Origin of the sequence: Viridibacillus sp. FSL R5-0888, from assembly GCF_038009105.1 — a bacterium.
GTDB lineage: Bacteria > Bacillota > Bacilli > Bacillales_A > Planococcaceae > Viridibacillus > Viridibacillus arenosi.
This window is the reverse complement of record NZ_JBBPAU010000001.1, coordinates 1,592,423-1,615,504: the sequence shown is the minus strand read 5'-3', so window position 1 is coordinate 1,615,504 and position 23,082 is coordinate 1,592,423. Positions and strand designations below refer to the sequence as shown.

Genomic DNA, 23,082 nt, shown 5'->3' with positions numbered 1-23,082 from the left:
GTTCCTCTTTTTCCGTAAATTTTAGTTTTATCTATAATTAATCCTTAAATAATGCGTAATGGTATACTTAATTTCTCATTAATAGAGAGTATTAAATATTCGATTATTTCTTGTTTTACAACTCATCACAGACTATTTCATATAAAAACTCACCAAAATTATCTGCAATCGCATCGTATTCTAGACCCATGCTTAAAGCTGGCATATAAGAAACAATCTCTGGTTCCCCTGCCTTTATTTGATTGAAATCTAAACAGAATAGTTCGCCATTTCCCGGATTATAAATAACTAAGAGATTACTAGGCAAGCCAACTTCTTTTCTCAATGTTAATGTATAATTAATACCATTTAACATGGAAGGAATCTCGAAATCATCACTGGAAATACCCAAAATTTTAACACCTGCAAAGATTCCCGCACCAAACGTTTCCAAGAAACTTCTATATGAACCTATTATTTCTAATCCCAAGACTTTCTCTATTTGCTCAAGTAAATTGCTCGGCTGAGGTCCTACAAAACTAGCTATTTCTTGTTCAGCTAATATTAACTCTTTAGCAGCTTCATACGATGATAATCTCATTTTCTATCATCCCCCACCAGTTCATAATCTCACATTAAGTTTATCCTTAATATATTCTATGCAGCATTTAGTATATTCACTACTTGTTTTAAAGAAAATTTTTCACTGTATAGAAATTCACTTATAAATAGAGTTTTTTCATATTAATATTTCTTAAAAGTGGTTTAAATAACCTGCAGACAAACGGAGCTAATTAAAATTTATATGTAAAATTAATAAGCTCCAGTTTTTGATAACCTTATTACCCAATTACCGAATTCTCAATAAAAAATAGGCGATTTCTCAGTTGTAACTAAACAAACTGGAAATTCACCTATTAATATTTATCTTTATTTAACTAATTGTAATTTCCACACTTTCTGTACCTGTGGATGTAGTTTTAAATTTGAAATGAATAATTTAAAATTAAAAATACATATTCTTTTTTACTAACCATCTTAATAATGTTAAATCTATAATTCCCCATTATTCCCCCTTGATTTTTAAATCTAAATCATCAATATTTGACACTGCAAATCAACTAATATAATATTAGTTAGAATTCTAATTAATTGGAGTGATTAATTATTAAAGACGTAACATTTCAACATCAATTCATTACAATTGGCCATAGAATGAAAACAATTGGGGATAAAAAACTAGAAACTTATAATTTAACGTTAGAGCAGGCTCGTTTCATCGGTTATCTATTCCAGCATGAAGATGAAGGTATCTCACAAAAGGATATGGAACGTGCTTTCCAACGAAAAGGATCAACCATTAGTAGTATTGTACACAATTTAGAAAAAAAGGGTTTTATCGAAAGAAAAGTAGATATGAAGGATGAACGTAGAAGAATCATTCATGTACTGCCTAAAGGTAAAAATCTGGTTGAAGATTTCAATGATTTTTTCAAAGAAATGGAAACTACTATGGTAAACGGTCTTGATGATAAGGAAAAAGATGCTTTATCCAACATGTTAGATAAAGTAATCAATAATCTTGATTATAAAAGCTGATTAATGTCAGTTTTTATAATTAATTAGTTAGATATCTAATTAATTAGAATTCAAACGATATACTAATTTAGAACGAGGTGATTATAGATGGACAACGAAAACATCTACTATTTTGAAAAGGCTTCGATCCATAAAGCAGTTGCTCACTTCTCCGTACCTATGATGCTGTGTATTCCATTCAAAACGCATATTTCATTGGCATGCTCAATAACTCATAAATGCTTGCAGCGATAACATTAACGTTACCTGTTTTCGCCATTCTTATGGCATTTGGTAGTCTAATTGGGGTTGGTGGAGCTACTTATATATCAAGACTTTTAGGGGAATAAGATTATAAGCAAATTAAACATGTATCTTCACTTTCTTTTTATGGTTGTTTATTATTAGGGGTATTTGTAATTATCTTGGGCTTCCCATTAGTTAACACAATCATTACTTGGCGCGGAGCAAGTAGTCTTTCATTTGACTATACGAAAGATTATGTCACGGTCACGCTTATTGGATCACCATTTATTATTTTGAATTTTGCTCTAGAACAATTAGTTAGAGCTGCAACCTATAAATATCTAGCAGTCTAAAGATAGGCATAATTTAACAATATGTATCAATGCCATTCATTCAAAGAAAAAACACTATTTTTCTCAAAATCACTAATGATTTCGGGTGCTAATAACAACCTCGCTTGCTCTTTTGTTGACCACTGATATGCAATATGTTCTTTGGACAAAACTATTTTTTTATCTATGGCTTTACATAAGTAAGCTAAAATAACGACTTGTCTTGTTGCAATGGTGTTAAAAGTAGTGGCATATAAAATATTCAAGACAGTGGCATTTATACCTACTTCTTCTTTAATTTCTCGTACTAATGCCGCTTCTAAATCTTCTTCGAACTCTACTTCTCCCCCAACGCATTCCCAAGTACCCCCACCAATTTCATCATTATGATCTCGTTGGACAATTAATAATTTTCCTTCATTTAAAATAATGCCTTTAACGGCTACAATAATTTCATTTTCGTTTATCATTTTTATCACCCTTCTTAACAAATAAATAAAAGGATTCCCTATTCGGAATATCCTTTTATATGCCCAGTATTATTTATAATGATAAAAAAACTTTGAACACAGTAGATTTATTAAACCACCGATTTCATAAAAGAAATAAGCTGATCTTCTTGAGTCGTATTTATTGCTACTTTATTTTTACCTACCTTGCCACATTGTAGACATTCATGAATCAGTTGGTACCCTTTCTTACTCGAGTATTCCATACCGATAGGGGCCATTAACCCCCTACATACACTTGCACGGTCACCTGGCTTTTCATCCATATGCTTTGAATATAAGCAGTAAGGACAATGATTGCGAAAGCTTCCATTTGTTAATGGTTCAATTTGCGCGCCACATTGCTCACATTGAAATGCTGTATTTTCTGTTTTTCTGCTCACGTGCCATTCCTCCAAGATGTTATTTTCATCTATGGAGAAAGGGTTCCGTTCGTTTTTACTACAAATTGTAGCTTCAGGCTTTTGAAAAAAATGGACCCATTCACCGCCTCGATTTACGAAGCGATTACTTCTAGTTCCTGCTTCACTTGAGCTTTTTTCATCTCAAGATCCGGACCTCGATTGACTTTATGTATTTGTATCAACCACTGTAGGACAGTCAACGCCACCCTCCACTAGTAGGTGTTCTTTTTCAATCACTGACAAAGGCATCGTCCCCTAGAACGCACGCTCACTTTTATACATGTATTTAATAAAACCACTCCAACTCTCACTATGTTCAAAGTATTCAATTTAATTATAACAGAACGATGTAAAATTTTTCCTAATATTTTCTTTAACCAACTAAAAAGGAACCTAATTTGTTTCCTTTGGTGCTCATATGTAAATTACATGATAATGAATCATCTATTATAATCTCTTGCTCATGAAAGGTCTATAAATTCTCTTCAATACATACAAAGTTATTGCTTCTCCAACCATTCACATATCCTTTTTTTCTGGAAAAAGATATGTCCATTCATTTCAATAAATGGTACCTCTGGATGCTCGTAAATAAAATTACTTGTCGCTTCTTTTGGTACATTTAAAAATACGTGTAATTCCTTTGCAGAGACTAATTCAATTTCTTCTTCATCATTCAGTATATCCAGTAAACTCTTTGCATTTGGATTGCCGAAGTTTTTCAAACCATTCCCTATTAAATAACTAGCTATTAAAATACAGAAGCCTAGCCAAATAAAGTCATAACTCAACTTAAAAACCCCTTTAAAACCGTTAGCAACTTCAGCTGCTAACGGTTTAATAGATTTATCTATTTTACTAATTTCATATCTTCAACCATTTTCAAGATTTCTTTCATTTTTAAATCCGGATTCGTTGGCATGATTGTGTAGTTAAAACCCTTTTCTGACCAAGAAACGCTTCGGAAAGTTTTCATTTCCATGATAGAACCTTTTTGTCCACGAACTTTCACTTGTTTTTCTCCAGGAATTGTTTCTGTTTTTTCTCCCATATCTTTTTGTGTTGGGAAAACTGAAAGCGAGAAGTAAACTACTCCATCCTTTTCATACTCAATAGCTAACTCCTTATGATCAACCACATCCATTACTTCAATTTTAGCTATCTTTAATTTACCTTTTTCCGGAAAATAGAGATATGCTTTTTTGAATACAGAAGGAAGTTCATCAGATGTTATTTGTTCTGATTTCATCGTACTATCAAGTTTTTGTATTTTTACATCCTTTGGCAATTCAAGTTTAAATTTACTGTCAGGTATTTTTGCATCAAAATCGATTTTTGTGTATTCCATTTGTGTATCTCCACCAACAGTTGAAATGTTGGTTTTTAACACCATCCAATTTTCTTTATCAACCCACATTTCTATATCACCGAAAAGCGTTTTTTCTCCTTTTCCTTTAGCAACTAAATGATATGTCTTGCGATCTAAGATTTTCTCTTCTCCTTTAAGTGCTATATCATGCGTATCCTTGACTGCTTTTAACAATAGTTCAGCTTGTTCCTTTGGTGAAGATTGAGAAATATCTTTTAATTCATCTGTTATCGACATTACAATAGCTGTATTTTGAGCTTGATCATAACTTGTCATGTTTTCACCGTCATTTACTGAAAGTGATTGTTGTTTACCTTTTTCATCACTAATTTCAATGCGTCGTTTGCTATCTTCGCCAATCCATTCTTTAACATGCATTTTTTCATTTGAAATTGTCATGTCATATTCTCCGTAGTAAGGACCTACTGGTTTGGAGTCCTTTAATGTGTTTTGAATTACTTGCTCCGGTGAATACTGACTTTCTTCTGTAGTGCAACCAACTAAACCAATTGTCATGACACCTATTAAACTAAACGTTTTTAATATCGTTTTCATTATTATCACCTTTTCCTTCTAATGTAGGGAACTTGCATATGACACAACTTCCTATTGTTTTATGGGACATCATTTGCACTCTGCCACCATGCTTTTCAATTATTTGTTTCGTGATACTAAGTCCAAGTCCTGTACCACTTACACCTTTTTTACTTCTCGCTACATCTGCTTGAAATAATGGTTCAAACACGTGATTAAGCGCTTCTTTGTCAATTCCTTCACCACTATTTTGAACGATTAGTAGTGGTCCATCTAACTTCAGCTCTTGTGTAACATAAGGGAAAACCCACTTAGGTAAGTTTTCTGAAGATACCGCTGCTAGCCAAATAGCTCCTTCTTTTGGTGTATGTTGAATCGCATTACTCATTAGATTATCTGTTACACGCATAAGCTGCTTTGGATTAACATTAAAAATGCCTTCTATTTCACTTTGCACTTCTAATGTAATGTTTTTGTCATAGCATAATGGTTCATAATCAGATAACAACATGTCAAAAAACTCACTGCCTTCTACTTGAACAAGATCCATTTCATATGTTGACGATTGTAATAAGGTATACATAAGTAAATCATCTAACATTTGCTGCATATAATTTGCTTTGTTTATGATGATTTCCCTGTATTCCTCACGCTCTTCATCTACTAAATTTCGTTCTGCTGACAATGATTCTGCATACGCTCGAATGGAAGTTAAAGGTGTTTTTAAATCGTGTGAAATAGTCGCAATCATATATTCTTTTTCCTGTTGCTCTTTAGCAATTCTCTCTCTCGCTTCTTCAATTTGCTTACGCATACTGTAAAAGCTCGACGTTAGCTCGCCTATTTCATCGTTTGTGGTTTGCATATCTTCAACCTTTTCACTACTAGCAAATGCCGTCATTTGTTTCATCAATAGCGTTAGTCTTTTGTTTAACTTGCGATTAACTAGGACTGAAACACTTATGAAAATGATAAAGAAAATACCGATAAAAATAGCAATGACAGTCCAAGTACGATTATTAACACCATCAATCCACTCATCTCTTGCTAAACTGACTTCAAAAAAACCGACTAATTCATTTCCTGAAAAAACAGGTTCCTTATACGAGTAATTACGATAATTATTTTCAAATTGAAATAAGTTTTTATACAGTGATTCTTTAGATTCTGACATGCTCACTGAGTTCACAAGAGGGTCTGAATTATACAATGGAAGTCCATCATTACGGTATAGAATAATAGCAGTTTGTGCATTCGCTATTTCCTCAACTTGTGGTCTTTCAATCCGTTGTTCATACAGTTTCGGATCTTTTAATACAGTCGATATTTGCTGAAGCTCTGTCCACTTTTCAAAATACTCTTCTACGTTGCGATCTTCATGATAAGCGTTAACCGATGCAAAAAGTGCGTAGGCTGCAGCTAAAGGGAGGATCATGACGATAAAATAAGACAGCAATAACCAAGTTTTCAGCTTCATAATGGTTCACCTATAAAACGATAGCCTTTCCCCCACACGGTTTGAATAAAATAGGGATTTTTGACAGGATCGTTTAACTTTTCACGCAAGCCTTTGACGTGAACGGTAACGGTTTGTAAACCGTCTGCATCTACTTGTTGCCATATATGCTGATACAACTCACTTTTCGAGAAAACTCGTTGTGGATTTTGTACCATTACAGTGAGTAACGCGAACTCTTTTTGTGTTAAATGGATTTCCTCGTTATGGCGGTAAATTTTCTCGTTTTTTAAATCGATTGTTAAACCATTCGAAAATGTTGTTATAACATTAGTTTCTGGAACTCCTTGATAGCGTCGCCAACGACGAAGTTGGGATTCAACTCTTGCCTTTAACTCTGCCAAACTAAAAGGTTTCGCTAAATAATCATCTGCTCCTAAATGTAGGCCCTCTACTTTATCCTCATCCTCTTTACGAGCGCTAATAATGATGATTGGAACATCGCTTTTCCAACGGATATTTTGACATAGTGTTAGTCCATCCATTTCTGGTAGCATTAGATCAACCAATACAAGGTCATACGTGTTGCTCTGAAAATCTTCCCAGCCTTCTAACCCCGTCGTTGCCCAAGCAATACCGTATCCTTCTCGCAAAAATGTATCACGTACAACACGTGCAATTTCAATGTCATCTTCCACAAGTAATAACTGCCATTTCATAATGATTCCTCCTGAAAACAATGTATCATAGCCAAATCTCTTTTTTTGAAACTTAATAAATTCTTTATAATTACAAAAACACAACTATTTCCATTTTAAAGTGAAACCTTCCATAATACAGTAGAAATCAAAAATTATTATATGAAAATTATATAACAAACAAAAAAATCCATTTTGACTATAACAACTGTCAACATGGATTTTTTACTTTTAACATTTTTTATGACTAATACCATAAGTTATTTAAACAGTTAAGTAATTCTCGTAAGCCAATTGTACGGAGGAGAGATATCCTTCTACAACATTTCAAGTTTGTACCATTGTTCTTGTAAAAAAACTAGTAGTCATCCCAACAACAAGTATCGTGATGATAGACAAGAAAAAAGTATCATAAGATAGTAAGAGGCCCCCCATTAAGATAACGAATGAATCAATGATGAATATTAGTATCCCAACATTGACTCCCGTTTTATCACTTAAAAACTGAGCTATTAAATCTGTACCACCTGTACTTGTCTTATACCTTAACATTAGACCAATACCAAGACCTATAAAAACTCCCCCTATTATCGAACTGTAAATGGGCTCAATATGTACAAGATAATCAAAGGGCTCTAAAATATCTATAAAAAAGGAGGAAACAAGCAGACCATGCAAACTATTATAAAAGTAATCTCTATAGTAAATCCATGCAATAATAAATATTGGAATACTTAAAAGTATTATGATGAATCCAGTTTGTAGTCCCCATAAATAATTAGATATTAAACCTATTCCAATAATTCCACCATCTAATACCTCATATGGAGCTAAGAATAGATTAATTCCTAAGGATACTAAAATACTCCCAACAACTATAACAATACTTTTTTTTATAAAATACATAGAATTCCCCCAAAAATTGAACATGTAAATACTTTATGCGAAAATCTAACTAAAAATGTAAATCTAGAGGAATAGATCATTTTTTGTAAATATGATTATGACAATGGTTAGGGCCCATTACACTACCAAAACTTTCAAAATTACAATAATATTACCTATACTTTTAACAGTGTTTTTTGCAGCAATTGATTATAAAATTTGGTTTTAAAACTTCATATTAAATAAAATGACTATCTTTAGATTTTTTTTCTTCTAATATTCGACTACAAATAAAAAGAATCCATTTTGGCATAAACTAGTGACCAAAATGGATTCTTTTTTCTTAATATTTGTATTTAGTTTTTCTAATGGTATTGATTGTTCTACTCTTCAATATAAAATTCTAAGAGCTAGTTTAACAACTACTGTTTATTATATTCATTAAGTAGTAACTTCACTTTGTAATTTTAAAGATACTTGCAATATCTGATGATTATCGCTTTTTGCGATTTTCCATTGCTGATTTTCTCGATGTATTGGTACTTGCTTACCGTCTGCTTGCAACATTTCTGCTTGTATCCATCCACCGATTGTATCAACATTAAACGTATTTTCAAATGTGATATTAAATCGATTCTCTAATTCATCCAACAGGACGCGGCCATTAATTAAATATTCATTTCTGCTATTTTCGATAATATCTGGAATTTCATCATCATCAAATTCATCGCGGATTTCACCAACGATTTCCTCTAGAATATCTTCCATTGAAATAATACCCGAAGTTCCGCCAAACTCATCAATAACTATTACTATATGAATTTGATCCTTCTTCATTTTCAATAGTACATCTTGTAATCGCGCGGTTTCAAGAATAAACGGTATTTTATGAATATGCTCTTGTAATGTTGTTTCCTTACCAAGTGCATATTTCGTTACCATTTCTTTTGTATTTACTACGCCAATAATTTTATCTTTATCCCCATTTTCTGTTATAGGGTATCTCGTAAAGTGATGCTCATCAATTATTTGTAGAATTTCTTCTTTTTCCATTACACTATCTAAAACAACCATCTGAGTACGAGGAATCATGATATCTTTTGCTACGCGCTCATCAAATGCAAAAATGTTCTGCAAGTATGTTAGTTCAGTTTGATTGATTTCTCCACTCTGGAAGCTCTGCGTCATAATAATCTGCAGTTCTTCTTCAGAATGGGCCTGTTCATGACTTGCAGGTTTAACACCGACTAAGCGAAGTAACGCACGAGATGTTCCATTCATGAACCAGATAAGTGGGAAGAATATTTTACCAAAAGCTACTAATGCTGGCGCTAGTAGTAACGTCAAACGTTCAGCATACTGAATCGCCAATGTTTTTGGAGCAAGCTCCCCTAATACAACATGAAGTAACGTCATAATCATTAGCGCAAGAGCGTAAGAAGCTACAGTTGACATAGCTGCTGGTATCCCGAAGTAATCAAAGACTGGATGCAGAAGTTTCTCTACTGTAGGCTCTCCGAGAGTACCTAACCCTAAAGCTGTTACAGTTATACCAAGCTGACAGGCCGATAAATAATAATCTAAATCTGAAACTATTTTTTTAGCAGCGATTGCTTTTTTATTTCCTTCTTCAATTAGCTGATCAATTCTTGACATTCGTACTTTAATAACAGCAAACTCTGAAGCTACAAAGAAAGCCGTTAGTATGATTAAGATGGTTATAAATATTAAATTCGTAATGATTGTTATGTCCAATTATTTCCCTTTAAAAAGGGATTCACCTCCGTGATGATATATGACTAAGATAATTTTGAACAATGGACACTAACTAATAGCCAATACTAAGTAAAACTACATTTCTGATTTTGAATTGTCGTTTCAAGTATTAAGGCTACTTTATGCTTTTTTTATATTACTTATTCTTTATATTATAGAGTATTGTTTTTTACCTAATAGTTTACATGTTTTTAAATGTATACTTAGAATATAGACAATATAAAGAAAGCGAGCGTTGTAATCCATCGTATTCAGGGACAGTTTTTTTAGTTTAGCAACGTGGATAATATTAAATATCGCCTTCCCAATAGTCTCACCTCTTTCAAAGTATGATTTATTCTATCACATTGGAGAATTGTCTAACTATTAATATGCCTTCAATTTTATAAAATACTATTTAATATTTTTCAAAATATTGTAACATTATCATGAACATTTTTAGTTTTGTATAAATCTACAGCATAAAAAAGATTGATTATTTTATATCTCCTTATTCCACTAATGCACCCCAAAATTATTAGCACAATAGACGTACAAATTACTATTGTTTAAATTTTATTTATAATAAACGTAACTCCTTACTATCCTGCTTCTTTAGTTGAAGAAGAAAAATGAGCCTTCTGAACAGCTTAACTATCTTCCAATTAAGCCCCCGCTAGTTGAAGAAGAAAAGAAAATCTTACTAAAGAATCGTATTTACTTATGATATAATTCTCCATCCTTGTTTTAAGTACATTTTTTTATAATTTGATCATAAGAATTATCTATATAGGGGCCCGTCAAAATGCAAAAATAAGATACCCCTCATTACGGTATAATTGTTAGAAGATTACATTTTATTATCTATATTCTATGTTAACGTGTTGGGTATGACAATTCATTCCCTTACTGACGACTGACGAAAACTATTTTTTGGGGGGAGGATGTTCTTATGAAAAAGATAATTGGATTAAGTTTTATTCTATTTGCTGGAATCATATTATCCGGATGTTCAGATATAATAGAAGATTCTTTAGATTCAAGTGATAGAGCCGCTATTGAAATTGCTACTAAACGAGAAACTGGAAACGGAAGTATTGAATTATTAACACCCACGATTACAACTAAAGATAATCAATTAGAATTTATGACTGAGGGAATTGATGAAAATAAAGTGACTTTTATTTTTGTTGCCAATAAAAAAGTATTTGAACAAAAAATAAAAAATGATGAATCCTACAAACTTGACATTAATGGTATCAAAGATGCTCATAGGACTGACTACAAGCCAAAAGTTCAACTTTTGCAAACTATAGATGATACTGAAGATGGGGACATAGTTACCTTTAAACAAGTTAGATATACAGTTAAAAAAGATTAGTTTTATAGTTATTTAATTCCCATCCTAATGAAAAATTATTGAAACATTATTTCTCCATTAGGATGGGAACACATTAATGGTCCTACTCCTTATTGTAGTAAAGCACCCGTTAGTTGAATAATAAAAAATTCCGTTTAATGCGTCAACAGTAGCATTAGCGGAATGTATTTAAGGAGTTGATACGTAAGATGATTTTTCAACACGTGATGTAACAAATTCCTTGTTCAACTAAACTGCCTCGTTAGTTTGAATAAAAAAAGAGCTGTCTAAATAGCTCCAAGATCTTCTACTAAAGCACCTGTTAGTTTTGAATTACTTATTTTTTTTAGGATAAATTTTATTGAGAATATGGTATATTATCCAAAATGGTAGAGGTAAAGATACTATGAAAACCCTTTGGTCAGCAGGTAATACATAAAGTAAAATAAACATTAAAATTATGAAAGGTATTAAGAGTGGCCAATAAATTTTTTTATTTACATTAAACAATTTTAATTCCACTTCCTTTATATACTATTAACTATTAATTATACGTGCTTTACCCATTCTAATTTTTTATTTGTTTGGCATTTATAAAAAAGGTTGTTCCCGTTAAAAATATGCCTAAACAAATGAACATAGCAATCCCTGAATATTCATCTTCAAATACTGTTGTGTTAACCAAAATAACTAACATCATTAGTACAAGTGATACATATAAGCCTTTAATGTATTTCATAAGTTATTCCTCCTCATTAAAACCTTAATAGCAGTCCTGTTCTTTGACTATTTGGATTATTGACGATACTTTACTTTAATATTAACACTAATTTACTTTGTTTGAAATTTAATACAAATAAACCAGAACTGAGCTTATTCAACTAAACTGCCCCGTTAGTTGAATAAAAAAAGAGCTGTCTGAACAGCTCCTGTAGCGAAGAAATAAAATTTGTTCAAAAATGTTCCTTGAATCCAATCCATTTTGATAAAAGATTGATCAAAATGGATTCTTCATTTGTAAATGCAGATTGTGTTTTTATAATAAGTTTGAGTAAAACTCATAGAAGTCCCTCAAAAAACGGTTTGAATAGTCGGCTGAATAAACATTCAACTTTTTTTTAAAACGGTATAATTGCTGTTTTGATAAAAAAGATTGGATGTTTTATTTGATTTCCTCAGCCAGCTCCAAAATAATTCCTTCTGGCCCACGAACGTAGCATAATTTATAAGCGTTTTCATAGTTTTGTATCTCACCAATAAGTTCTGCGCCTATCTTTGTCAATTTGGTAACAAGGGCTTCAATATCTTCAACAGCAAAGGCAATATGCCGGATACCCAGAGTATTTGCTAAAGGACGCTGTATGCCATTTTCATCTGATGGTGTGTGAAATTTTACTAGTTCTATATTTGCGTCACCTTCTGGCGTTCGCAACACTACTAGTTCTATATTTGCGTCACCTTCTGACGTTCGCAACGTTGTAACTTCCTCTTTAACGTCTTGAAGCCCTATTAATCGCTCCATCCGCTCCACCCACTCGCCTTCCACTTTTCCTTCACCCAGCATTTCAAGGCCAAAGTCAAGAAAAAACGCTTTCGCGGCAGGAAGATCATTGACGATTATACCTACATGATCTATTCTATGGATTTTCATATCTCATACCACCTTTTCCCTAATTTCATCACATATGTCTCCTAAAGATTTCTTCTCGATTGCTAAATAGCTTTTCCTCTTTATTCAACAAACTGTCCCTTTAACGGAACAATTTATTTTCAATTAACAATTCATTAATCCACCTTTTAATTCAGATGTTCTTTCCCTTCATTATAAAAATCCCCTTTAGATAACCATATCCAAAGGGGAAAAACATCGCAACTTTTTTACAAACGTCTCGACTTTATTTCAAACCTACAGCTCCAAGATATTCTACTAAAGCACCCATTAGTTGAAGTATATTTCTTCATAAATCTAGCATTAATACTTATTAATAACAATTGATAATTAAACCAGAAATCATCGTGGTAAATGCTGGAGATAATCAATTCTTTGAGGGCGGTTCTCTCATCATGGGGAAAGATGATGTCTATGAGGTAGTTAAGGTTGCTCCAGACGCAAAAATTATTGCTGTTCACATGGAAGCTGTAAACCATTGGGGATTATCCAGAGAAGAATTAAAAAGCTTTATTGAAGAAAAAGGAATCAGTTCTAATGTTTTAGTGCCAGATGACGGCGAATCTTACACATTTTAAAATAAAACAAACAACCAATGTAGTTATTAATAAATAAAAGGAGAAATAACCATGACAGTTGAAGCTCTTATTCAACTAATCTGCCCTGTTAGTTTAAGTACATCTTTTCACAATCTCTATAATAAAATTAACATAATTATCTAAATAAAATAATTCTACTTTATAATTCATTTTATTAAGAGGACTCAATTCCTATTTTTCTAGCTGTACAGTTATTTATAAGATAAAAGTAAAAGCCACTCCAAAAGTTTGGAATGGCTTATATATTTATTTATTTATTTATTTATTTATTTATTTCATGTTATCCTTTTGCCATGGTTTTTGAAAGCTTTGTCTTAATTCATCTGCAACACGAACTAATTTACCCCTCAATCCAACAAACCAAGATGGCGTTTCAGTTATTTCACCATAATCCAAAGACTTTAATATTTTGGAGAACTTATATAAGTTTGCATATCTTTGAAACTGCGGAAATTGAGCCACTGCATCATTTTCTAAATCCATTTTGGAACGATATCCGTTCAAAAAAGATTGAATCAGTAATTTTGAATGAGGATTGTCATCGTCAATAAAATCACCAAGTGCTGTTACAATATCAAGTGCATACCAGTGATATATTGTATCATCAAAGTCGATTATATTGAAACTATGGTCCTTATCCTCTTCAAAAAAGATATTATCCAATTGAAAATCATAGTGTATCAATCCGAACACATCTTTGTTAGTAGGTAACGATTTAAGCCAATTCGTCACCCTACTTAGCTCTTGAAGGGCTATTTGTTCTCCTGGATGCTTTTTAAATACACTTTCCATGAATTGTACTGTGTCCAGCCAACTCTTTCTTCTTTCAGACACTGGCTCAAAAGTTTTTGACAAAAAATGAAGTGAGGCAAGTGATCTACCCCATTCCTCCATCTGTTTTGCAGTAATTGTATCGGCATCCAAATTGATTCCGTTTGCTGCACTAAAGACAACGGCATTATACGTTCCTTCTGGTGTTTTTAGTGTTTCAATTAGTTCTCCACTTATTGATTGAATTGGTGTTACCGATGGAAATCCATTTAATTGTAAATAATGTATAAACTCTAACTCAGCTTTTATTTGTTCAATAGATTTATCCTGCTCAAAACTAAATCTCAAAAAATATTGAACTTGATTACGTTCAAAAGCATACACAAAGTTTGAACTTGCACGCCACAACTCCAAAGTTCCCTCGTCATATTCCCAGAATTGAACGAGACTCTGAGCGACTGCATCAGAAGCCACTCCTCTTACCATGTTTCCTAAATTCATCATCTTTTATTTTTCCTCCCATTACCTTTGAGAGGATTAAACCTTAGTTAAGAAGTAATCCCTCTCATTAGCATGCTATTTTGAAATTCTATCATTTTCAATATGTCACCCCTTCCTTAAGTTTCGGCTATAAAAACTAAATAGCCCTATATATATACTAATTATACATAAAATCGCAAATACCTCTTTTGTAATTTCTGCCCTGATAGGTCAATAAGACTTACTACAATAAGATAAAAAGCTTCCAAACCATGTTTGTTCAGCAACTCTTGCACCGGTTGTTTAAAAATTATTAAATATAAATCCTACATCGTTTCAATGTATATTTTATACGTCACAACTCTATTTTCTTATTCTACTAAAGGGGCAGGTTAGTCAAACAAAAGGGGTTATTTTTTATAAACTACGACTTATATATATTTTATATTAATTCATTATTAATATTATATTATCCATATTAAAATCTAGTCTTTATAATGAAGATATCACTTTTAAAGGAGGAACTAAAATGGAGTTTAATAAACTTGGCAATAGTGGATTAACAATAAGCAAGATTGCATACGGAAACTGGATAAATCATGGGGGTAAAGTAGATGAAGATACTGCAAATGAGTGTGTTAAAGCAGCACTAGATGTTGGTATAACAACATTCGATACTGCTGATGTTTATTCAGACACTATAGCTGAAGAAATACTCGGCCGGTCTTTACAAGGTATACGACGGGAGAGCATTGAACTATGTACAAAGGTGTGCCACCCGACTGGGAATGGGCAAAACGATAAAGGTTTATCACGAAAGCATATTCTAGAAAATTGTAATGCATCATTGCGTAGGTTACAGACCGACTATATTGATGTCTATTATGCACACAGGTTTGATCCAACTACTCCTCTTGAAGAGACGATGTTAGCTTTCGCAGATCTTGTAAGACAAGGTAAAGTGCTTTATATCGGTGTAAGTGAGTGGACAGCAGAACAAATCACCCGTGGTGCAGCACTTTCACGGGAATTGAATATTCCGCTCATCGCTAGCCAACCCCAGTATTCAATGTTGTGGAGAGTTATCGAAACCGATGTGATACCAACCTGTCAACGTGAGGGCCTCGGACAAGTAGTATGGTCGCCTGTAGCACAAGGTGTTCTCACTGGAAAATATCTACCCCAAAAACCCGTACCAACTCAATCTCGTGCTAATTCTCCTGCTGGCAAACCATTTTTTCATAAACTTGCACAACGTTGGATGAACGACAATGTTCTCACTGCTATACAGAAGCTAAAACCCCTCGCACAAGAGATTGATCTTACCCTCGCTCAACTCGCAGTAGCTTGGGTACTACAAAACCAGAATGTTTCCTCAGCAATTATCGGGGCCTCGAGCCCGGAACAGGTAAGAGAGAATGCGTTCGCTTCTGGTGTCAAAATAGAGCCTGAAATAATGCAGCAGATTGACAAAGTACTAGATGGTTTAGTTGAGTACGATCCGAGTAAAACAGGTTAAGTTTTTGCACGTGACTTAACCATAAATATATACAAAATCTTTGTAGTCTTACTTTAACGCTTAAGTTAATTAGAATTCTTCCTTTGTGATATTTTACTACCCATCCCATCAGGATGGGCTTTTATTCTTGATGATCAAGTTGTAAAATAGAATACACCTCTCTAACAACTGTTAAGAAATGATCTACTACTGAAGATTTTTCATCTTTCCTCCATCCAACATATAGATTTACTTTTGGTGTAGACTCTTGGATTTTTTTGTAGATAACTCCAGGACGTTTATACCTTTCCACCGACGATGGAACGACAGAAACTCCCATTCCTGCTGCAACTAAATTAACAATAGTATGCATTTGAATAGCTTCTTGAACAACATTTAAACTTACACCATGATCCCAAAAGTAGCTAATAATTAAATCATAAAAATTTGAACCCATATGACGCGGAAACAAAATAAATGGTTCATCAATTAACAATTGGAGTGGAATTTCGGACAATGAGGCGAAAGGGTGATCTTGATGTAAAACCAATCTTAAAGATTCTTCAGAACAAACTTCAGAAGATAGTATCTGGTTGTTCTGTTTAGAACGAATAAATCCAATATGAATTTGTTTCTCATAGAGTGCTTTTAGTTGCTGCTCCGTTGTCATTTCAAGTAATATAAGATGGATTTTAGGAAAGCGTTCTCGAAATTTATTAAGAACTTCTATAACGATTTCTGTGGAATCGACAAAACCGATTATTAAGTTCCCTATTTTGCCTTCAGCTGCAAGTTGTGTTTCTTTTATGGCTCTTTCTAATTGAAACAGTGTTTGTTGAGATCCTTCCAAAAATATCTTCCCAGCATCTGTAAGTTCAACCATTCTTTTTGTTCGATGAAAAAGTTGAACTCCCAATTCTTCTTCTAATTTACGAATTTCTTGGCTTAGAGGAGGTTGTGCCATCCTAAGACGTTCTGCTGCACGACTAAAATTCAATTCTTCTGCCACCATTATGAAATATCGAATTTTCCTAATATCTATTTTCATGCACCCCTTCTAAAAAACCAATAAGTAATTACACAAACTCGATTTAATATAAAATACCATTTTCCAAATCAAGAAAAAAGGTAGATTAATTGTCTTTCTTCTTAAACTAACCTGCCCCTTTAGTTCCCGTTAGTTCAAGAAGAACCATATCAATATAAATAGCTCATATTTTGGCAAAATTAAATTGATTCAAATGAAACCCACCTTTTAGTAATCTCAGAAAATTTCTTAGTCGCGGGTGAGGTTGGTTTTCTTATAGCTAATCCAATAGTTCGATAGCTATCACTTTCAAGTGGAATGGCTGTAAAAGAAATTTTTGATTTCGGTATAATCATTTCTGGCAATATACTAATTCCTAGATTATTCTCCACCATGGAGATCACCGAGTATTCATTCATATTTTCGAATCGAATATTGGGGCTAACTTTATTCTCCCTAAATATTTTTTGAATATCATCATAACACTGATATGTTGGCATAATAAAAGGTACATTTTCTATTTGTTGCATTGATACTTGGTTTTCCTTACATAATGGGGATTGGTTAGATACAACACACAAAAGTCGATCCCTCTTCAATCGTACAATTTCAAAGGATTTTTCAAATGATTCAAAGTAAGTATCATTATTAATAAACCCACAATCTAATCTCCCGTTTTGTAACCAATTCTCAACCTCAGCATAGTTTCCTTCCAGTAATTCGATTTCAATATTTGGAAACTTTTCCTCCATTTTTTTAAGAATACCAGGAATCCAGTTTTTAGAAATACTCGAAAAAACCCCCACTCTTACTATTCCTTTTTGGAACCCATTGATAGCCGCTACTTCCTGCTTCAGCATGTTGTTATAGTATAAAATTTTCCGAACGGTAATTAAAAGCTCCTCTGCATTTTTGGTCAATGTTAAAGTAGAGTGATTGCGAATAAATAAAGGAAAGGAAAACTCTTTTTCCAAACTGCTAATTGCATGACTTACAGCAGATTGGGTGAAACCTAACACTTCTGCAGCTTTTGTAAAACTATTGAGTTCTGCCACTTTGTTAAATATTTCATATTTTGTTAAAGTCACTATGGTCCTCCTTATGAATTTTATTCATGTTTCCATTATATTTCTTCGTTTTATTTAATGCCATAACCAACTTATAATAAGTCCATGCTCTATTATATGACCCTTGACAAAGGATGTATTTTTCATGGAAGGATGAAGTGAAATGCAAAAAATTTTAGTTACAGGTGCTGCAGGTAAGATTGGCCAAGATGTTACAAGGTTCCTAGATAAGCAAGGGAATTACCAGTTACGGCTAGCAGATATTAACTTATCTGCTTTAGAAACTTTTAAAGATACAAATCATGAAATCATATATTTAGATGTTTCTGATTTAGCTGCTTGTCAAGAATTTACGAAAGGTATAGATATAGTTATACACTTGGCAGGTAATCCTTCACCAAATGCTGATTTTTATGGCTCCTTATTAGAAAATCATATAAAGGGAACCTATAATATTTTTAGAGCTGCTAGTGATAATAATGTATCCAAAGTGATAGTTGCTTCAAGTGCTCAAACAATTGAAGGCTATCCTTTGGATTATCAACCACATGCTTATTCACCCACGAGACCCAAAAATATGTACGGGGTAAGTAAGTGTTTTGCAGAGGCTGTTGCTTCTTATTTTGCTTATGAAGAAGGGTTACAAAGTCTTGCTATTCGTATAGGTGCATATGATGATTATAATCCATATGGTAAACCACTAACAGCTAGAGATATGAGTGCATACTTAAGCCCAGAAGATTTTATGGACCTTCTCTTAAAGTCGATGACGGCAAAGAACTTACCTCCATTTTCAATTTTACATGGTGTATCTAACAACAGGTTTAAACGAATTGATATTGAAGGAACAAGAAAGTTAGTTGGTTATAGCCCAAGTTCTGATGCTTTTGTACTAAGTGGTATTAAGTTCTTTGATTCTTGAAAAAGGCATATCTAGAAAAGAGATTATATTATTGTTATTTAGCTTTTATTTGTTCCATTTTCAATAGCTACAGTTTCTATAATCAAAAAATATTCTGATTTTCCCAGATAAAGCACACTATTCATCTGTCTCATTTGTGGAACAACTCTATTGTCACCACTAGTTCCACAGATGTTCTTTTCCTTTTCAACATAATAAACACCCCTTTAGACAATCTTATCTAAAGGGTTAAAACCAAGCCCTGTTCTGCTAAAGCCCCCGTTAGATCAATAAGAGTAGGCTGCACGAATGACAGCCCTATCCTGCCCCATTAGTTCAATAAAAAAAGAGCTGTCTGAACAGCTCAACAATCTTCCACTAAATCACCCTTTTGCTTAATAAGATAACAGCTCTCTTGAAAGTGGCTTTCCGAATGAACCTCTTTCATAATTATCATCCTTTTAATTTCTTTTGATCTTCAATAAAATGGCCCGATATTGCAGATCAGGACGCTTCTTTCTTCCATTAAAGCTTCCTTTTACGGGAGATCCTTTATGTTGAACTATTGAAAATAACACTTCAGTAGTTGAAAAAAACAAGTTTCTATATAACTAGTTAGGATTAAAAACCAACGGTCTCTTTGATAGTTGACCATTGTATTTCGGGATTAGATTCATTGCTAGTCATCATCGTTCCAACAAATATATCATCGGTATTATTTATATTATTCAAATAGTGTTCAGTCCATATTTAGAGATAGCGTCTTTTATTAAAATGATGTATATAAAATTATTTTGAAACCATCTTGTCCAACACATTACCTTCTCTGAACATATCAATTGCAGGGGCTATAGACCTTCCTACAAGTGTTCTATGGCATTATTTCAATATTAAATTAACATTTTCAGTACATCATCTAGTTTTTTACTACTGGCTAGATGTCCATGGTTCATCCATGTCATAAAGTCGACTTCAAATGCACAGCAATTTCTAACAGCAGGGATTTCTTTCCAATACGGATGATTAATCTGAAGTCTTTCTGCCCCTATTTCTTCCTCATGCCATTTATCAAACACGAAGAAAATATAATCTGCATCTAGCGATTTTAACCATTCCCATGATACGCCTGCTCTACTCTCCTCAAGAGTTAGCTTCTGAGCCATCGGATGAAGAGTAATACCTAAATCCTCTGAAAGAAATGGCTTAGTATATTGTTGATCGATAACGATGCAATCGACCTTAAATCTTATGAAGGCATACGTTTGGTTTTTCTTTGAATGGATCAACAAATTCCTAGCACTGGTTAATTTATCTTCATATTGCTGAATGGCTTTCTCGGCCTGATCGACCCGTCCCAATCGCTCAGCTAGAGTTCGTAATGTTAAACGCCAGTCTGCGCCATCTTGTGTGATAATATCGGTATTTGCAAATTGCTTACATTGCTCATATTGGTTGGTACGGTACTCGTAATCACTTCCACGTGCAATAATTAAATCGGGCTCATATTTAGAAAGTGATTCGTAGCTTTCTTGCAAAACATTAAATGTCGGAACATGCATTAGTCCAAGATAATCTTGCTGCCCCCATGCTGGGTGAAACCACTGAACAACGGGCGTAATGCCTAATGTTACTAGTAAATCCTCCATAAATAAAGAAACAACACGAATCGTACTTCTGTTTTGTTTACGATACTGTCCCGGAGCTACACCTACCGCCTTACTAAAGCGCCTATTAAAATAAAACTCATTGTTGAAACCAACATGATGGGCTATCTCATGTATACGATCCTCTGTTTTTAGTAGTAAATGCTTCGCTTGATCGATTCTCAGATTATTTACAAAACTAAGTGGGATTTGTCCAGTAAGCTCTTTGAATATTTGCGAGTATTGCCATGGAAACATGTTCACTTCTTCTGCAAGCTTAGCCACTGTCACTTGCTCAGCAAAATTGTCTTTTAAATAATCAATCGAGCCTTTAACAGCACTCCGTAAATCTGGTGCGGGGGCAAAACTTACACTTTGCTGAAGCACTAAACTAAGTAATTCCTCGAATCGTACATGATTGTAAAATTGCATCAATTCGTCTTTCTCATGACTATGCCGTTCAATATCCGCTAACAAATCAATGCATTTTGAAAATGGAACACAATTCCACAGACCAGTGTCTGGGAAAATTGAAGATTTGCGCTTATGATTAGAAGTATTCGAATTTGGAATTAGAATCTCTTTGAATGTAATAACATAAAAAGAAATACTATTTTTAAAAGGATCGATGTGAACGGCTTGATTTGGTTTCACTATAGCTAGACTCCCTCTTCCAATTCTTTGAGCACCATATCCAATATCCATGTTTGCCTCGCCGTCCGTTATTGCAAATAGCATGTGTTCTTCAGCATCACTAAATTCTTCACTGCTCAACATATTCAAATTGATATACCTGATACCAACCATAATATAAAAGACTGACGGATAACAAGGAGGCACCACTCCACTATACATCATACATCGCCCTTTCGATTATGATAATCTTTATTATAATCTTAAAAAGAAAGCTCTTCAATGAAACCGAAAGAGCTTTCTCATTTGTTTCTCGATACCCTATTACTAAAGCTATTACTTCACTATCAAATTTAGCAAATCTTCCATTTTCATAGAATTCGCTGTAATCGCCCCTGATTGCCAATGAGATCGTTCCAGTTGATAAACATGTCCGTTTTTGACAGCGGGAATACCTTTCCATAACGGATCGTCAAGCAGGGCAACCGCCTTCTCATTGGACTCGGAGTCCCACGTACCATTAGATGGGAAGATGATAATATGATCGGCGCTAAACTCTGGGATTTTTTCTTGTGAGATAACATCATGTGCCTTAATGTTTTTCACCCACTTGAACGGCTCCAAACCAAGGTCTTTGTAAATCATGCCCGTATATGCATTATTCAGACCGAATAAACGCAACTCTGGCTTGTCCCCGACATCGAGACGTACGACAGCAACCGTCTCGCGGCCAATAACCTCTTCCAACTTCACTTTGGTGTCGGCAATCTTCTGTTTGTAATCTGTTAGTACACTAGTAGCCTTTTCTGGAATACCTAATAAATCAGCAACTATTTTGAGAGTTTCTTCTGCATCCCCAAGCACTTCATCAGGCACGCGATATGTAGGCGCGATTTTAGAATACAATTGATAAGATTCATCCATTGCCCCGGGCAATATTATTAAGTCAGGTTTTTTTTCTAGCATAGCTTCCAAACTTCCTGTTATATCGAATAATGGAACATCTGTCAGTCCTAAATACTCTTGTTTACCCCAGCTTGGATGATACCATTGCACAATCGGTTCCACTCCTAGCGCCAACATATAATCCTCTAAATAAATCCCTGCTACTCTCTTCGGCTTGACAGGAATTTCTACTTCGCCAAAAGCATCTTTAACCTTCCTTGTATCATTACCCTCTTCCTTAGTGCTTATTTGCTTATTGTCTTCATCATTCGTCAATGTTTCCTTTTCACCGTTACAGCCTGTTAAACTTACTATAATAACCAGTAGGACGATCAACCAACGAATGTTTCCTATTTTTCGCATCGCCATATTAAATGCTCACTCCTTTATTTAATATTAGTAGCCACTAAATGATAATCATTATCACTTTTCATTATATTCCTTACACAGAACCGCCTCAATGCACATATCTGAATCTATTTTGCACAAATACTAATCAAGAATATTTTCATACATTCTCCTCAATATAAGTTGTGAAGTGATATTTAATTATAAAATCTAAGTATTGTCTCTTATTAAACTAACCTGCCCCGTTAGTTCAATAAAGAAAAAAAGAGCTACATATGCAACTCAATGATCTTCAAGTAAAGCACCAAAAAGGCTCTACTCCTTATTGAAGTAAAGCACTCGTTAGTTTAAGTGTAACTCTTCACAATTACTTGATATTATATAGGTAAGTAGAAA

At 33.7% G+C, this 23,082-nt stretch carries 21 protein-coding genes and 1 pseudogene; 6 read left to right on the top strand and 16 right to left on the bottom strand.

From position 1 onward, the window contains the following. Positions 1-115: 115 nt before the first annotated feature. On the bottom strand, positions 116-580 hold the full coding sequence (locus MKY02_RS07990) for an SMI1/KNR4 family protein (protein WP_038185623.1): 465 nt from the start codon (positions 578-580) through the stop codon (positions 116-118). 614 nt (positions 581-1,194) lie between these two features. Between MKY02_RS07990 and MKY02_RS07985 the strand changes: the two genes are divergently transcribed. Together MKY02_RS07985 and MKY02_RS07980 are read left to right on the top strand one after the other, a co-directional pair. Continuing rightward, positions 1,195-1,578: a MarR family winged helix-turn-helix transcriptional regulator gene (locus tag MKY02_RS07985; RefSeq protein WP_051448729.1), complete on the top strand. Its 384-nt coding sequence runs from the start codon at positions 1,195-1,197 to the stop codon at positions 1,576-1,578. Positions 1,579-1,919: 341 nt separating this feature from the next. Continuing rightward, positions 1,920-2,156, top strand: a complete 237-nt coding sequence (locus tag MKY02_RS07980; RefSeq protein ID WP_340711684.1) for a hypothetical protein — start codon at positions 1,920-1,922, stop codon at positions 2,154-2,156. A 26-nt stretch (positions 2,157-2,182) separates the two neighbouring features. Here the strand turns inward: MKY02_RS07980 and MKY02_RS07975 are convergent, their stop codons facing one another. The 8 genes from MKY02_RS07975 to MKY02_RS07940 form a co-directional block, all read right to left on the bottom strand. Next, the gene (locus MKY02_RS07975; protein ID WP_340710934.1) at positions 2,183-2,605 is read right to left on the bottom strand and encodes an NUDIX hydrolase; all 423 of its coding nucleotides are present in this window, start codon (positions 2,603-2,605) and stop codon (positions 2,183-2,185) included. Positions 2,606-2,715: 110 nt separating this feature from the next. After that, entirely contained in the window at positions 2,716-3,027 is a 312-nt protein-coding gene (locus MKY02_RS07970; RefSeq protein ID WP_053416095.1) for an RNHCP domain-containing protein, read from the bottom strand. Between the two features lie 521 nt (positions 3,028-3,548). Beyond that, on the bottom strand, positions 3,549-3,839 hold the full coding sequence (locus MKY02_RS07965; protein ID WP_076034629.1) for a hypothetical protein: 291 nt from the start codon (positions 3,837-3,839) through the stop codon (positions 3,549-3,551). A 59-nt stretch (positions 3,840-3,898) separates the two neighbouring features. After that, on the bottom strand, positions 3,899-4,972 hold the full coding sequence (locus MKY02_RS07960) for a LolA family protein (RefSeq protein ID WP_038185647.1): 1,074 nt from the start codon (positions 4,970-4,972) through the stop codon (positions 3,899-3,901). After that, positions 4,947-6,428, bottom strand: coding sequence for a HAMP domain-containing sensor histidine kinase (locus tag MKY02_RS07955; RefSeq protein WP_038185650.1), 1,482 nt, complete (start codon positions 6,426-6,428; stop codon positions 4,947-4,949). Before MKY02_RS07955 ends, MKY02_RS07960 begins: the two co-directional genes overlap by 26 nt. Next, positions 6,425-7,126 (bottom strand): response regulator transcription factor, encoded by a 702-nt coding sequence (locus MKY02_RS07950; RefSeq protein ID WP_038185651.1) that lies wholly within the window; start codon positions 7,124-7,126, stop codon positions 6,425-6,427. Before MKY02_RS07950 ends, MKY02_RS07955 begins: the two co-directional genes overlap by 4 nt. Positions 7,127-7,432: 306 nt before the next feature. After that, the gene (locus MKY02_RS07945; protein WP_076034630.1) at positions 7,433-8,011 is read right to left on the bottom strand and encodes a YitT family protein; all 579 of its coding nucleotides are present in this window, start codon (positions 8,009-8,011) and stop codon (positions 7,433-7,435) included. A 420-nt stretch (positions 8,012-8,431) separates the two neighbouring features. Further along, a complete protein-coding gene (locus MKY02_RS07940) occupies positions 8,432-9,745 on the bottom strand; it encodes a hemolysin family protein (RefSeq protein WP_038185670.1) in 1,314 nt (437 codons plus the stop codon). A 952-nt stretch (positions 9,746-10,697) separates the two neighbouring features. Here MKY02_RS07940 and MKY02_RS07935 point away from each other — a divergent pair. Then, a complete protein-coding gene (locus MKY02_RS07935) occupies positions 10,698-11,126 on the top strand; it encodes a hypothetical protein (RefSeq protein WP_076065875.1) in 429 nt (142 codons plus the stop codon). A 547-nt stretch (positions 11,127-11,673) separates the two neighbouring features. Here MKY02_RS07935 and MKY02_RS07930 read toward each other — a convergent pair. Beyond that, complete coding sequence (locus MKY02_RS07930) at positions 11,674-11,844, bottom strand: hypothetical protein (RefSeq protein WP_168170732.1); 171 nt, start codon at positions 11,842-11,844, stop codon at positions 11,674-11,676. A 423-nt stretch (positions 11,845-12,267) separates the two neighbouring features. After that, a complete protein-coding gene (locus tag MKY02_RS07925) occupies positions 12,268-12,756 on the bottom strand; it encodes a VOC family protein (RefSeq protein WP_038185684.1) in 489 nt (162 codons plus the stop codon). Between the two features lie 350 nt (positions 12,757-13,106). Here MKY02_RS07925 and MKY02_RS07920 point away from each other — a divergent pair. Further along, positions 13,107-13,352, top strand: a pseudogene (locus MKY02_RS07920) (MBL fold metallo-hydrolase); the annotation flags it as partial. A gap of 291 nt (positions 13,353-13,643) precedes the next feature. On the opposite strand, the gene MKY02_RS07915 reads toward MKY02_RS07920, so the two are convergent. Continuing rightward, positions 13,644-14,648, bottom strand: a complete 1,005-nt coding sequence (locus MKY02_RS07915; protein WP_038185688.1) for a phosphotransferase enzyme family protein — start codon at positions 14,646-14,648, stop codon at positions 13,644-13,646. 505 nt (positions 14,649-15,153) lie between these two features. Between MKY02_RS07915 and MKY02_RS07910 the strand changes: the two genes are divergently transcribed. Further along, a complete protein-coding gene (locus tag MKY02_RS07910; protein ID WP_038185691.1) occupies positions 15,154-16,143 on the top strand; it encodes an aldo/keto reductase family protein in 990 nt (329 codons plus the stop codon). Positions 16,144-16,264: 121 nt separating this feature from the next. On the opposite strand, the gene MKY02_RS07905 is transcribed toward MKY02_RS07910, so the two are convergent. Then, positions 16,265-17,164, bottom strand: a complete 900-nt coding sequence (locus MKY02_RS07905; protein WP_038185818.1) for a LysR family transcriptional regulator — start codon at positions 17,162-17,164, stop codon at positions 16,265-16,267. Positions 17,165-17,349: 185 nt separating this feature from the next. Continuing rightward, on the bottom strand, positions 17,350-18,237 hold the full coding sequence (locus MKY02_RS07900) for a LysR family transcriptional regulator (protein WP_038185693.1): 888 nt from the start codon (positions 18,235-18,237) through the stop codon (positions 17,350-17,352). A gap of 142 nt (positions 18,238-18,379) precedes the next feature. Between MKY02_RS07900 and MKY02_RS07895 the strand changes: the two genes are divergently transcribed. Then, on the top strand, positions 18,380-19,138 hold the full coding sequence (locus MKY02_RS07895; RefSeq protein ID WP_002014092.1) for an NAD-dependent epimerase/dehydratase family protein: 759 nt from the start codon (positions 18,380-18,382) through the stop codon (positions 19,136-19,138). A gap of 869 nt (positions 19,139-20,007) precedes the next feature. Here the strand turns inward: MKY02_RS07895 and MKY02_RS07890 are convergent. Both MKY02_RS07890 and MKY02_RS07885 read right to left on the bottom strand, forming a co-directional pair. Beyond that, complete coding sequence (locus MKY02_RS07890; RefSeq protein ID WP_340710932.1) at positions 20,008-21,615, bottom strand: AraC family transcriptional regulator; 1,608 nt, start codon at positions 21,613-21,615, stop codon at positions 20,008-20,010. 114 nt (positions 21,616-21,729) lie between these two features. Beyond that, positions 21,730-22,707, bottom strand: coding sequence for an ABC transporter substrate-binding protein (locus tag MKY02_RS07885; protein WP_340710931.1), 978 nt, complete (start codon positions 22,705-22,707; stop codon positions 21,730-21,732). Positions 22,708-23,082: the final 375 nt, after the last annotated feature.